The 13,320-nt window shown below is 69.5% G+C and carries 13 protein-coding genes; 7 read left to right on the top strand and 6 right to left on the bottom strand.

From position 1 onward, the window contains the following. Positions 1-53 precede the first annotated feature (53 nt). Positions 54-1,349, top strand: coding sequence for a GH1 family beta-glucosidase (locus PRL19_RS08550; protein WP_273742630.1), 1,296 nt, complete (start codon positions 54-56; stop codon positions 1,347-1,349). Here PRL19_RS08550 and PRL19_RS08545 read toward each other — a convergent pair. Continuing rightward, entirely contained in the window at positions 1,346-2,944 is a 1,599-nt protein-coding gene (locus PRL19_RS08545; protein ID WP_273742629.1) for a GMC family oxidoreductase, read from the bottom strand. The genes PRL19_RS08550 and PRL19_RS08545 overlap by 4 nt on opposite strands. Positions 2,945-3,068: 124 nt before the next feature. On the opposite strand from PRL19_RS08545, the gene PRL19_RS08540 reads away from it, so the two are divergent. From PRL19_RS08540 to PRL19_RS08515, 6 genes are read left to right on the top strand one after another with little or no spacing between them, the layout of a single operon-like run. Next, a complete protein-coding gene (locus PRL19_RS08540; RefSeq protein WP_164871398.1) occupies positions 3,069-3,233 on the top strand; it encodes a hypothetical protein in 165 nt (54 codons plus the stop codon). Continuing rightward, a complete protein-coding gene (locus PRL19_RS08535) occupies positions 3,233-4,414 on the top strand; it encodes a vWA domain-containing protein (protein ID WP_273742628.1) in 1,182 nt (393 codons plus the stop codon). Before PRL19_RS08540 ends, PRL19_RS08535 begins: the two co-directional genes overlap by 1 nt. Continuing rightward, on the top strand, positions 4,411-4,992 hold the full coding sequence (locus PRL19_RS08530) for a DedA family protein (protein WP_273742627.1): 582 nt from the start codon (positions 4,411-4,413) through the stop codon (positions 4,990-4,992). Before PRL19_RS08535 ends, PRL19_RS08530 begins: the two co-directional genes overlap by 4 nt. A 5-nt stretch (positions 4,993-4,997) precedes the next feature. Continuing rightward, on the top strand, positions 4,998-5,681 hold the full coding sequence (locus PRL19_RS08525; RefSeq protein WP_273742626.1) for a M48 family metallopeptidase: 684 nt from the start codon (positions 4,998-5,000) through the stop codon (positions 5,679-5,681). 59 nt (positions 5,682-5,740) lie between these two features. Beyond that, complete coding sequence (locus tag PRL19_RS08520) at positions 5,741-6,904, top strand: hypothetical protein (RefSeq protein ID WP_273742625.1); 1,164 nt, start codon at positions 5,741-5,743, stop codon at positions 6,902-6,904. Then, positions 6,901-8,229, top strand: coding sequence for a cytochrome P450 (locus tag PRL19_RS08515; RefSeq protein ID WP_273742624.1), 1,329 nt, complete (start codon positions 6,901-6,903; stop codon positions 8,227-8,229). Before PRL19_RS08520 ends, PRL19_RS08515 begins: the two co-directional genes overlap by 4 nt. Positions 8,230-8,242: 13 nt before the next feature. Here PRL19_RS08515 and PRL19_RS08510 read toward each other — a convergent pair whose 3' ends face one another. The 5 genes from PRL19_RS08510 to cysS all read right to left on the bottom strand — a co-directional run bounded on the left by PRL19_RS08510 (position 8,243) and on the right by cysS (position 13,300). Continuing rightward, complete coding sequence (locus PRL19_RS08510) at positions 8,243-9,343, bottom strand: ABC transporter ATP-binding protein (protein WP_273744484.1); 1,101 nt, start codon at positions 9,341-9,343, stop codon at positions 8,243-8,245. A gap of 14 nt (positions 9,344-9,357) precedes the next feature. After that, positions 9,358-10,170 carry an ABC transporter permease gene (locus PRL19_RS08505; RefSeq protein WP_194885149.1) on the bottom strand — a complete coding sequence of 271 codons (813 nt, stop codon included), beginning with the start codon at positions 10,168-10,170 and terminating at the stop codon, positions 9,358-9,360. Continuing rightward, entirely contained in the window at positions 10,167-11,039 is an 873-nt protein-coding gene (locus PRL19_RS08500) for an ABC transporter permease (RefSeq protein ID WP_046000153.1), read from the bottom strand. The genes PRL19_RS08505 and PRL19_RS08500 overlap by 4 nt, the downstream gene beginning before the upstream one ends. Before the next feature lie 84 nt (positions 11,040-11,123). Further along, a complete protein-coding gene (locus PRL19_RS08495; protein ID WP_273742623.1) occupies positions 11,124-11,894 on the bottom strand; it encodes a squalene/phytoene synthase family protein in 771 nt (256 codons plus the stop codon). After that, complete coding sequence (gene cysS / locus PRL19_RS08490; protein ID WP_273742622.1) at positions 11,891-13,300, bottom strand: cysteine--tRNA ligase; 1,410 nt, start codon at positions 13,298-13,300, stop codon at positions 11,891-11,893. Before cysS ends, PRL19_RS08495 begins: the two co-directional genes overlap by 4 nt. Between the last annotated feature and the right edge of the window lie 20 nt (positions 13,301-13,320).

The raw sequence follows: 13,320 nt of genomic DNA, 5'->3' as shown, positions 1-13,320 counted from the left end.
TTCGCGCCCCGCGCGGACATGCCAGCATGGTTGCGCCATCAGGAGGATCCCCCATGCTGCCGCCCCGCACCGACTTTCCCGCAGGTTTTACCTTCGGCGCCGCCACCTCGGCCTATCAGATCGAGGGCACGGCCGGCGCGGGCCCGTCGCATTGGGACACCTTTGCCGCCACGCCCGGCAACATCATGGATGACAGCGACGGCAGCCGCGCCTGCGATCACCTGCGGCTGTGGCCGCAGGACCTGGACCTGATCCGCGACGCAGGCTTTGACGGCTACCGCTTTTCGACCTCCTGGGCGCGGGTGATGCCGGACGGGGTGACGGTGAACCCCGATGGTCTGGATTTCTACGACAAGCTGGTCGACGGCATGCTGGAACGCGGCCTGAAGCCCTTCCTGACCTATCACCACTGGGATCTGCCCGCGGCGCTGTCGTCGCAGGGCGGCTGGCAGAACCGCGACATCGCGCAGCGTTTCGCGGACCTGTGCACCACGATCAACGCCCGCATCGGCGACCGCGTGGCATCGGCCGCCACCCTGAACGAGCCTTGGTGCATCGCCTGGCTGTCGCATTTCCTCGGCCACCACGCCCCCGGCCTGCGTGACATCCGCGCCGCCAGCCGCGCCATGCACCACGTCCTGCTGGCGCATGGCACCGCGATGCAGGCGCTGCGCGCCGATGGCGCCACGAACCTGGGCATCGTGCTGAACTTCGAGACCAGCCACCCCGCCGACACCACCGCCGAGGCGGAACAGGCGGCAGAGACGCAGGACGCGATCTATAACCAGTGGTTCATCCGCGCGCTGATGGGCCAGGGATACCCGGACGCCGCGCTGGCCGGGATCGGGCCGCATCTGCCCGACCGCTGGCAGGATGACATGGACCTGATCGCGCAGCCGCTGGACTGGCTGGGGGTCAACTACTACACCCGGCGCCTGTACACCCGGAACGACGGGCTGTGGCCCCACGCCTCCGAGGTGCCGGGCCCCCTGCCCAAGACCCAGATGGACTGGGAGATCCGCCCCGAGGGCCTGACCGAATTCCTGACCCGCCTGGCGCGCGACCACACCGGCAACCTGCCGGTGTATGTGACCGAGAACGGCATGGCCTCCGAGGTACCGACCGACGATCAGGCCCGCATCCGGTTCATCGGCGATCACCTGCGCGCGACAAAGGCGGCGATGGATCAGGGCGTGGACGTGCGCGGGTTCTTCTACTGGTCGCTGCTGGACAATTACGAATGGGGCTGGGGATACGGCCCGCGCTTCGGCCTGGTCCATGTGGACTATGACACGATGGTGCGGACCCCCAAGGCCAGCTGGCACGCGTTCCGCGCCATGCTGACCTAACGCGCCAGGATCATCCCCGCCGCCTTGTCCGCGATCATCGTGACCGGTGCATGGGTGTTGCCCGACACGATCGCGGGCATCACCCCGGCATCGGCGATGCGCAGGCCCGACAGCCCGTGCACGCGCAGCTGCGCATCGACCACGGCCATCGGGTCCGACCCCATCCGCGTCGTGCCGACCGGGTGGAAGATGGTCGTGCCGACCTCTCCCGCCGCCTGCGCCAGATCGGCGTCGCTTTGCAGATGCGCGCCCGGCTTGTGCTCCTCGGGCGCGAATTCGGCCATGCGGGCGGTCGCCATCAGGCGGCGCGCATGGCGCAGGCTGTCGATGGCCACCTGTCGGTCGCCCTCGGTCGTCAGATAGCGCGGCGCGATGGCGGGGGCCGTCCGGGGATCGGGCGCGGTGATGTGCACGGACCCCGTGCTTTCGGGCCGCAGGTTGCAGACCGACACCGTCAGCCCCGAAAAATCGTCCAGCGGGTCGCCGAACTTGCCCAGGGACAACGGCTGCACGTGATATTCGATGTTGGGCGTGTCGAACGCATCGGACGATTTCGCGAATATCCCCAGCTGGCTGGGCGCCATCGCCATCGGCCCCGTCCGGCGCAGCGCGTATTCCAGCGCGATGCCGGCCTTGCCCCAGATCGTCCGCGCCCGGTCGTTCAACGTCCGCGCGCCGCGGATACGGAACACGGTGCGCAGCTGCAGGTGATCCTGCAGGTTCTCGCCCACCCCCGGCAGGGCATGGACGGGCGCGATGCCCAAGGCCGCCAGGCGGTCCGGCTGACCGATGCCCGACAGTTCCAGCAACGCGGGCGAATTGACTGCGCCCGCGGCCAGGATCACCTCGCCCCGCGCGCGCGCCAGCCGGCGCTGGCCGTGCTGGTCGAACAGGACGCCCGTGACGCGGCGGCCGTCCATCTGCAGGCGCAGGACCTGGGCATCCGTCTCGATCCGCAGGTTGGGGCGGCCGCGGGCGGGGTTCAGGAAGGCCTTCCTTGCGTTCCAGCGGATGCCCTTGCGCTGCGTGACCGGAAAATAGCCGACGCCCAGGTTGTCGCCCCGGTTGAAGTCAGGGTTGGCGGGCAGGCCCAGCTCCTGCGCGGCCTGGGCCACCGCGTCCAGGATCGGCCAGCGCAGCCGCTGCTGTTCGACCCGCAATTCGCCTTGGTCGCCGTGGATGTCGCAGGCCGGTTCGTAATGACGCTCCGTCGCGCGGAAATGCTGCAGCACGTCGGACCAGGACCAGCCCGCGTTGCCCATCTGCCGCCAGCGGTCGTAATCGGCCGCCTGCCCGCGCATGTAGATCATGCCGTTGATTGACGAACACCCGCCCAGAACGCGCCCGCGCGGATAGTTCAGGCGGCGCCCGTTCAGACCGGGTTCCGGTTCTGTCTGATAGCACCAGTCCAGGGTCGGGTTGCCCATCGCATAGAGATAGCCCACCGGCACATGCACCCAGAAGCGGTTGTCATGCCCCCCCGCCTCCAGCAGCAGGACCCGGTTCGCGGGATCGGCCGACAGCCGGTTCGCCAGCACGCACCCGCCCGAGCCCGCGCCCACGATGATATAGTCGTAATCCCCGAAATCCTGCATGCCGATCCTCCGTCCCGGTGGCGACGCTAGTGGCACGGCCGCGCGGGGACAAGCGGTCGCGGTTGCGGGCGGGGGCCGGGCGCGGTATCTGCTGGGGGCCTTGGGTGCCACGGGAAGGACCGTCATGATCGTCATCGCAGCCGTCATCATCGGTGCCATCCTGGGCTGGCGCCGCGCCGGCCAGCTGGGCGGCACGCGCGCCGACCGCATCCAGTATGCGGTGGCCTTCGCGCTTGGCCTGGCCATGATCGGCGTTGTCGCCACGATCATCGTTCATCGGATGAGCTGATGTTCCTGCCCTTTCTGGACAATCTGCGCAGGCACGGGGTTCCCGTCTCGCTGCGGGAATGGCTGGATCTGATGGAGGGCATGGGCGCCGGCCTGGACGGCATGACGGTCGAGGGGTTCCACGGCCTGGCCCGGCTGGTGCTGGTCAAGGACGAACGCCATATCGACCGCTTCGACCGCGCGTTCTCGGACACGTTCTCGGGGCTTGAGCAGGTCGATGTCGGCGACCTGCTGGACCCCCGCGCCCTGCCCGAGGGGTGGCTGGAGAAGCTGGCCGAAAAGCTGCTGTCGGACGACGATAAGACGCAGGTCCAGGGCCTGGGCAGCCTGCAGGCGCTGATGGATACGCTGCGCAAGCGGCTGGCCGAACAGCAGGGGCGCCATCAGGGCGGCAACAAGTGGGTCGGCACCGCGGGCACCTCGCCCTTCGGTGCCTATGGCTACAACCCCGAAGGCGTGCGCATCGGCCAGGACGGCAGCCGCCACCGCCGCGCCGTCAAGGTCTGGGACAAGCGCGAGTTCCGCGATTTCGACGACACCGCCGAACTGGGCACCCGCAACATCAAGGTCGCGCTGAAGCGCCTGCGCCAGTGGGCGCGACACGGCGCCGCGGACGAGCTGGACCTGCCCGGCACGATCCGCGCCACCGCCGACCACGGCTATATCGACGTGCAGACGCGGCCCGAACGGCGCAACGCGGTCAAGGTGCTGCTGTTCCTGGACGTGGGCGGCAGCATGGACGACCATATCCGCGTCGTGGACGAGCTGTTCAGCGCCGCCCGCGCCGAATTCAAGCACATGCAGCATTTCTATTTCCACAACTGCCTGTACGAAGGCGTCTGGACCGACAACCGCCGCCGGTGGGACGCGCAGACGCCCACCTGGGACGTGCTGCACCGCTATGGCCGCGACTACAAATGCATCGTGGTGGGCGACGCGTCGATGTCGCCCTACGAGATCGCGGTGCCGGGCGGGGCCAACGAACACTGGAATCCCGAATCCGGGCAGGTCTGGCTGCAGCGCCTTGCCGGGGCCTGGCCCGACCATGTCTGGCTGAACCCCGTCCCCGAGTCGCATTGGGGATACACCCAATCCATCGGCATGGTGCAGCAGGTCTTTCCCGACCGGATGCTGCCCCTGACGCTGGACGGGCTGACGCGCGCCATGCGGGTGCTGGGATGATCGCCCAGCTGACGGCCCTGCTGCCGGTCTGGGGGCCGTGGCTGGTGGGGGTGATGGCGTTCCTGTCCTGCATGATGGTCCCGGTGCCGACCTCGGCGGTGCTGGTGGCAGCGGGGGCGCTGACGGGGACCGGGCACCTGGACCTGGGGCTGATCGGCGCGGGCGCGGTGCTGGGGGCCAGCGCGGGCGACGCGGCGGCGTTCCTGCTGGCGCGCCGGATGCGGCCGTGGCTGATGCGCGGCAGGCGGGGGGCGATCCTGGCGCGGGCGCAGGCGCTGATCGCCCGGCGCGGCGCGGGAGCGGTGTTCCTGTCGCGCTGGCTGGTCACGCCGCTTGGTCCGGCCACCAACTACGTCGCGGGGGCCGCGGGGGTGTCGCTGGCGCGGTTCATGGCCGCCTCGGTCCCCGGAGAGGCGATCTGGGCCACGCTGCATCTGGGCGCGGGGCATCTGGCCGGGCGCGGCTTTCGCGGGGACGAGGCCGCGGCGCTCAAGGCACTTGCGGCGGCCGCGATGCTGGCTGCGGCAATCTGGGCGGGGCGCAGGCTCTGGCATCGCCGGTCCGGCGCCGCCATATAAGGGCCATGATGCGTTACCTGCCCTTCATCCTGCTGGCGCTGTACCTGGTCGCGATGTGGTTCTTTTCCGCATGGCGCCTGCGCCAGGAGCTGAACCAGAAGGCCACGCCCCTGACCCATCCGCGCCTGACGCCCATGCTGGACCGGCTTGGCCGCGCGATGGACCTGCCCCCGATCCGCGCCCATGTCTATGAGATCGAGCCGGTGAACGGCCTTGCCGCCCCCGACGGGCGCATCTTCCTGACCCGCGGCTTTCTGCGCAAGCTGGACGCCGAAGAGGTCACGCCCGAGGAACTGGCCAGCGTCATCGCGCACGAACTGGGCCATGTCAGCCTGGGCCATTCGCGCCGCCGGATGATCGATTTCGCGGGCCAGAACGCGATCCGCATGGCGCTGGCCGGGGTTCTGGGGCGCATCCTGCCGGGCATCGGCGCCTGGATCGCCAACCTGATCGCGACCGCCGTCGCCGCCCGCCTGTCGCGCCAGGACGAGTTCGAGGCCGACCGTTTCGCCAGCGCCCTGATGATCAAGGCGGGCCTTGGCACCGCCCCGCAGAAGTCGCTGTTCCGCAAGCTGGACCGCCTGACCGGCAGCGGTGGCGCAGGCGCCCCCGCATGGTTCCTGTCCCACCCCCCCGCCGCCCGCCGCATCGCCGCGATCGAGGCGCACGAGGCAAGCTGGCGCGGCTGACCGGGTCTTGCCGCGGCGGCATTTCCACCTAAGGTGGTGCCGGACAGTCAAGGGCCCCCATGACCGCACCGTTCCGCCGCCACGTCCTGTACCTGCCGGGTTTCGACCCCATCCCGCCGCGCCGCTATCGCGAGCTGTATCGGCGCGAGGCCGCGGATCAGGCGCGGATTTCGGGCCACCGGCTGCGCATCACCAAGGCGCAGGCGCAGGGCTTTGCCTGGGCCGTCCACGGCCGGGTCGAGGGTCGCGACACCACCACCGTGATCGAGGTCGCGCTGTGGTCCGACATCGTGCAAGCCTCGATGCGGCAGGGCATCGCGGGGACGTTCGCACAGCTGGCGCGGACGTCCTGGACCTATATCGCGACGGGCACCCTGTCGCGGCTGATGCGGTTGCGGCGCGGGCCGGTCATCGCGGCGCTTTATCCCATCGCGGTGCTGCTGGCACAGCTGGCGCTGGCTTTGCTGGCTGGGGGGCTGGCGGCGTGGCTGGTCGGCGGCTGGCAGGGCCTGCCCGTCGGGGTGACGGTGGCCTGGGGCGTGCTGGTCCTGGGGCGGCGGCTGGATCACCGGCTGTTCGCCTATTACCTGATGCACGATTACGCCTTCACCGCGCGCCATCGCGGCGCTTATCCCCCCGCGCTGGAGGACCGGCTGGCCCAGTTTCGCGCCCGCCTGACGGCGATCCTGGACGACGGACCGGACGAGGTGCTGGTCGTCGGCCATTCCTCGGGCGCCTATCTGGCGGTGTCGCTGATGGCCGATCTGCTGCGCGAACGTGTCAAACCCGGCCCGGCGCTGTCGCTGCTGACGCTTGGGCATGTGGTGCCGATGGCGGCGTTCCTGCCCGATGCCGGGCGGCTGCGCGACGATCTGGGCTGGCTTGCGCGCAGCGACCGACTGTTCTGGCTGGACGTGACGGCACCGGGCGATGCCTGCTGTTTCGCGCTGTGCGATCCCGTGGCGGTCTGCGGACAGGCCGGCCCGGACCAGCGCTGGCCGCTGGTGATTTCGGCGGCGTTCACGCACACGCTGTCGCCGGACCGGCAGGCCGCGTTGAGGAACCGATGGTTCAAGCTGCACTTCCAGTATCTGTGCGCCTTTGATCGGCCGGGCGATTACGACTATTTCGCGATCACCGCCGGGCCGCGGACGCTGGCGCAGCGGTTCGCCGGGCGCAAGCCGTCGCCGGGGCGGATCACCCGGCCCGTGGGCGCGCGGTGACGCCCCGGCCCCGGGGAGCGGAGGGGCGCGGCACCCTGCGCGGGCTGATCCGCGGGTTCAGGCGCGACCTGCTGGGTGCGCTGCCGGAACGCCTGTACGGCGCGTGGATGGCGGAATTCCGCAGTCCGGTGATCCACAGCTTCTTCTGCAACGACCCGGCGCTGATCCGGCTGATCCTGCAGGATCGGCCGGTCGATTTCCCGAAATCGAACCGCATGCGCGAGGGTCTGGCGCCGCTGTTGGGCAACGGCGTCTTCATCGCGAACGGCGCGGACTGGGCGCGCCAGCGGCGCATCATCGACCCGGCGTTTGACGGCGGCCGCCTGCGCGACAGCTTTCCCGCCGTGCTGGCCGCCGCGCGCGCGGCCAGCCAGCGGCTGACGGCGGGAGTGCAGGACATCGAGCCGCAGGCCGCCCATGCCGCCGCCGACGTGATCTTTCGCACGCTGTTCTCGCTGCCCGTCGAACACCGCATCGCGACGGATGTGTTCGAGGCGTTCCGCGACCATCAGGCCGCGCAGCCCCTGGTGAATCTCGCGGCCCTGCTGCCCCTGCCCGCCTGGATGCCGCGGCCCCATTCGCGCCGGACCCGCGCCACTGCCGCGCGCATCCGCGGGCTGATCGGCGATCTGGTGCGCGCGCGTCGCCGGGCCATCGCGGCGGGCACCGCGCCCGACGATCTGGCCACGCGGATCATGACCACGCCCGACCCCGAGACCGGCACGCCGTTTTCCGAAGCCGAGATGATCGACCAGGTCGCGGTGATGTTCCTGGCCGGGCACGAGACCAGCGCCTCGGTCCTGGCCTGGGCGCTGTGGCTGCTGGCCGCCCATCCCGACTGGCAGGAGCGTGTCGCGGCGGAGGCCGCGACCCTGGACGACTTTGCCAGCGTCGGCGGGTTGCGGGCGACCCGCGCCGTGTTCCGCGAGGCGCTGCGCCTGTATCCGGCCGTCGCGATGTTCGTGCGCGAGGCCACCGCCCCCGAGACGTTCCGCGACCGGGCCGTGCCGCGCGGGGCGCAGCTGGTGATCTCTCCGTGGCATCTGCACCGGCACAACCGGCTGTGGGACCGGCCCGACGATTTCGACCCCGCCCGATGGGACAGCCCCGACGGCAAGGCCAGCGCGCGCGCGGCCTTCCTGCCGTTTTCCGCAGGGCCGCGGGCCTGCCCCGGCGCGGGGCTGGCCATGGTGGAAGGTGTGGTGATGCTGGCCGCGATCACCGCGCGGTGGCGGCTGGAGGTGACCGACCGCCGGCCGATGCCCGTGGCGCGGCTGACGATCCGGGCGCGCGACGGGATCTGGGTCAGGCTGACGCCGCGCTAAGGCGCCGCGCGCCTCAGCGGAACAGCACCAGCGATCCGGGCGACCAGGCCAACCGGGTCCGCGTCCCGACCTCCTGCACGTCGCGGCCGAAGACGTTGCGCATCGAGATGCGGACCGTGCGCGACTTGCCGTCGCCCCGCGCCACGCCGTCCAGGCGCAGGTCGTAATAGGTCATGTCGCCGTAATAGACGACCTCGTCGATGGTGGCGTTGGTCTCGCGTGGCTGCGTGTGGGTCGCGCCCGAACCGACCAGGGTCATCGTCTCGGGGCGGAAACCGATCACGGCACCCGCATCGTCGGGATTGGCGCGGCTGACCTGACGTTCGGGCAGCTCGACCGTACCCAGGCCCGCGACATCGACGGTGACCGTGCCGCCCGCCTCGGACAGGATCGTGGCGGGCAGAAAGTTCATCACCCCGATGAAATCCGCGACCCGCCGCGTGGCCGGGCGGGCATACAGCGCCTCGGGGCCGTCCAGCTGCGCGATCTCGCCCTCGAACATGACGGCGATGCGGTCGGACATGACCAGCGCCTCCTCCTGGTCATGGGTGACCAGGACGAAGGTGATGCCGACCTGACGCTGCAGCTTGATCAGCTCGACCTGCATCTGCTCTCGCATCTTGCGGTCCAGGGCCGACAGCGGCTCGTCCAGAAGCAGCACCTTGGGCTTGAGGATCAGCGCGCGGGCCAGTGCCACCCGCTGCCGCTGGCCGCCCGACAGGGCATGCGCGGATCGCGCGCCGTATCCCTTGAGCCCGACCATGGCCAGCGCCTCCTCAACCGCGGCGGCCTTTTCGGCCTTGCTGCGCGGATCGCGGCGCAGGCCGAAGGCCACGTTCTCGGCGACGGTCAGGTGCGGGAAGATGGCATAGGACTGGAACACCATATTGGTGGGCCGCTTGTTCGCGGGCACCTCCTCCATGCGCTTGCCGCCGATCAGGATGGCGCCGTCGCTGATGTCCTCGAAGCCCGCGATGGTGCGCAGAAGCGTGGTCTTGCCGCAGCCTGACGGGCCTAGCAGGGAGAAGAACTCTCCGGCCCGGATGGTCAGGTCGATCCCGCGCAGCGCGTGATAGTCGCCGTAATACTTGTGGACGCCCTGACATTCGATCATCGGCTTGGCTTCGGTCACATCAACCCTCCGGTGGGCTTGCCGCCGATGCGGGCATTGCCCCGGCGGCGGAAATATTCGCCGATCGCCAGAAGGACGATCGACAGGATCACCAGCACCGTGCCCAACGCCATGATGACGGGGATCGCGCGCGGAAAGCGCAGCTGGCTGAAGATGTAGGTGGGCAGCGTCGGTTCGTTCCCCGCCAGGAAGAAGGCCAGGATGAACTCGTCCAGGCTGATGGTGAAGCTGATCAGCAGCGCGCTGATGATGCCCGGCATGACCAGGGGCAGCGTGACAAGACGGAACGCACCCCATTTCGTCTCGCCCAGGTCATAGGCCGCCTCCTCCAGGCTGCGGTCCAGCGACGAAAAGGCGGTGGTCAGCACCGCGATGGCATAGGGCATGCAGATCAGCGTGTGCCCGGCGATGACCGTCATCAGCGACAGCTGCACCCCCATGCCCAGCAGCACGACCAGCAGCGACATGGCCACGATGATTTCCGGCAGCACCATGGGCAGCATGATGAACCCCATCATCCCGCCCTTGCCCGGAAACACGAAGCGGGTCGAGGCGCGCGCCGCGAAGATGCCAAAGCAGGTGGCCAGGATGGACGAGGCCACCGCCACGGTCAGCGAATTGGTCAGCGCCCGGCGCAGCGTCGCGTCCGCCCACATCTGCCGGAACCAGTCGGTCGTCACCCCCTGCAGCGGAAAGGCGATGATCGTGCCCGAATTGAACGCGAACATCGGCAGCAGGATGATCGGCGCATACAGGAACAGCAGATAGAAGATGGCATAGGCCTGCAGGCCGCGTCCCTGGCGGTTCATTGGCGCACCTTGAGGAAGCGGCGGTTGAGGAACAGGAAGACCAGGCTGACCACCGCCACGATGGCCATGGCCGTCACCGCCAGCGCCGATCCCAGGGGCCGGTTGTCCAGCGCCAGCATCTGGACCTGGATCAGGTTGGCGATCATCGGGATCTTGCCGCCGCCGATGACCTCGGGCGTGACATAGTCGCCGATGGTCGGGATGAAGACGATCAGCACCGCCGCGATGACGCCCGGCATCGCCAGGGGCAGCGTCACCCGCCAGAAGGTCATCAGCCGGCTTTCGCCCAGATCGCGCCCGGCCTCCAGCAGGGATCGGTCAATCTTCTCCAGCGCGACGAAGATCGGCAGGATCGCGAAGGGCGCGTAGGCATGGGCCAGCGTCAGCACGATCGCGTTGGTGTTGTAGAGGATGAAGGTCAGCGGCTCGTCGATGATGCCAAGCCCCGTCAGGGACGAGTTGATGACGCCGTTGTACCCCAGGATCACCTTCCACAGGAACACCCGGATCAGATAGCTGGTCCAGAAGGGGATCGTGATCAGGAACAGCCACATGGCCTTCTTTTCGGGCCGCACGCAGAAGCTGACGTAATAGGCGACCGGAAAGGCCATCACCACGGTCGCCAGCGTCACGATGGCCGCCACGACCAGCGACCGCAGCATTACCGTCCGCACGATCGGGTCGGTCAGCACCTGGGTATAATTGTCCAAGGTGAAGTCGCGGATGATCTCGAGATAGCCGTCGGTCAGGAAGCTATAGGCCAGGATGGTCAGCAGCGGCGCCGCCAGGATCACTAGCGCATACAGGAACGGCGGCGCGATCAGCGACAGCCCGGCCCGTGCCTGGTCGTCGAACTTGGCCTTTGCCATGGCGATCCCCTTCCGTCCGCCCCGCCGGGCCTTTCGCAATTGCTGTCACAGGCCGCGCGCGAGGAAAAGAGGTTTCTAGCCCGCCTAGCGCCACCAATGCCCGGTCAGCGCCAGCCGCGCCAGCGATGCGCGCCGCTGAAACGGCGTGATCGCGGTGGTGGCCTCGAACGGATCGGTGCGCCCGGCCATGATCTCGGACAGCAGGCGCGGCACGCGGGGGCCGGGATACAGCGCAGCCGCCGCCCGGCGCGGCAGCTTGCGGTGCATCCGTGCGGCCATGCGCAGCCCGTCGCGCGCCTGTTCCGCCAAGGCCCGCGCGTCCTCGGGGCGGGCCGGTTCCAGCCCCAGCCGGACTGCCTGCAATTGCGGCAGCGCGCGCAGCCACGCGGCCAGACCGGCACCGCGGGCCTGATGGGCCACGATCTCTCGCGTGCCTTCGGGCGCGCCGCAGCAGCGCGCGGCGGTCCACATCAGCGCGCCCGCCGTCGCGTCGACATAGGCCAGCACCGCCTGCGGCCCGTCAAAGGGCTGGCGTTCGCAATCCCTGCGCCGGGCCTCGGCCAGGGGCGACAGGGTGCCGGCATCGGTCCCCCAGGCCTCCCACAGGGGCGTCAGTACATCGTGCAGCGGGGGCGCGGTGTCCTGCCCCATCTCGTCCAGGCGGTCGATCCACCATTGCAGCCGCATCTCGGCCAGCATCGGCTCGGCCGACTGGAACGGCGCGCGGGCGATCTCCAGGTTCAGCGCATAGAGCGTGACCAGCGCCGGACGGTCCGCCGCCTCGGCCACCAGCACCGCACCGAACCGGTCGGGGTCATGCTGGCGCAGCGCCTCGGTGCAGGCCTCCAGGGTCATGTGCCGTGGGTCCGCGCCAGATCGGCCAGTCGTGCCGGATCGAACCCCGCGGCCAGCGACCATTCGGGCCCCTTGGCCGTGTCCTTGACCTCGACGCCCGCCGCCGCGAACCCGTCGCGGATCGCATCCGCGCGGGCGAAATCGCGGGCCTGGCGCGCCGCCAGTCGCGCCGCCAGCAACGCCTCGATCTGGCCCGCCGCACCGGCATCGGCCTGGGCCCAATCCCCCATGCCCGGCAGCAGCAGGCCCAGCATCCGGGCCGATGCCAACAGCGTCTCCGCGTCCCCCCGACCCGCCAGGTCGTGCAACGCGGCGATGGCACCCGCAGCGTTCAGGTCATCGGCAAGCGCCTCGATCAGCGCGGGTGCCGGGCTTGGCGCGGGCTCGATGCCCGTGACAAGCCCGTGCCACCGCCGAAGCACCGCTTCGGCCTCCTGCGCCTTGGCCTCGGTCCAGTCCATCGGCTTGCGGTAATGGGTGGACAGCATCACAAAGCGGATCACCTCACCCGGCACGCCCCGGTCCAGCAGGTCGCGGACGGTGAAGAAATTGCCCAGGGACTTGGACATCTTCTTGCCTTCGACCTGCAGCATCTCGTTGTGCAGCCAGACATTGGCGAAGCCCGCGCCGGGATGGGCGCAGCAGCTCTGCGCGATCTCGTTCTCGTGGTGCGGAAACTGCAGGTCGATGCCGCCGCCATGGATGTCGAAATGCGGCCCCAAGAGCGCCGCCGACATGGCCGAGCACTCGATATGCCAGCCCGGACGCCCCCGGCCCCAGGGGCTGTCCCAGCCCGGCAGGTCATCGCTGGACGGCTTCCACAGCACGAAATCCATCGGGTCGCGCTTGAAGGGCGCCACCTCGACCCGCGCGCCCGCGATCATGTCATCCACCGACCGGCCCGACAGCCTGCCGTAATCGGGGAACGACCGCACGTCGAACAGCACATGCCCCTCGGCCTCATAGGCATGGCCCTTGGCGATCAGGTCGGCGGTCATCGCGATCATCTGCCCGACATAGGCGGTCGCGCGCGGCTCGTGATCGGGGCGCAGGGCGCCCAAGGCATCCATGTCGGCGTGATACCAGCCGATCGTCTCCTCGGTCCGCTCGGCGATCAGCGCCTCCAGGGACAGGTCGGACCCGGCCGCACGGCGGCGCTGTGCCTCGGCGTTGATCTTGTCGTCGACATCGGTGAAGTTGCGCACATAGGTGACCGCACGGTCGCCGTATTCATGCCGCAGCAGCCGCACCAGCAGGTCGAACACCAGGACCGGCCGGGCATTGCCCAGATGGGCGCGGTCATAGACGGTGGGTCCACACAGATACAGACGCACGTTGGCCGGGTCGACGGGGACGAACTCCTCCTTGCGGCGGGTGCGGGTGTTGGTCAGCCTGATCTGCGTCATGATGCGGCCCTTTTGGCAAG

The organism is Paracoccus marcusii (genome assembly GCF_028621715.1).
Taxonomy (GTDB): Bacteria; Pseudomonadota; Alphaproteobacteria; order Rhodobacterales; family Rhodobacteraceae; genus Paracoccus; species Paracoccus marcusii.
Note: the sequence above shows the minus strand (reverse complement) of the source record. Positions and strands in the feature narration are given on the sequence as shown.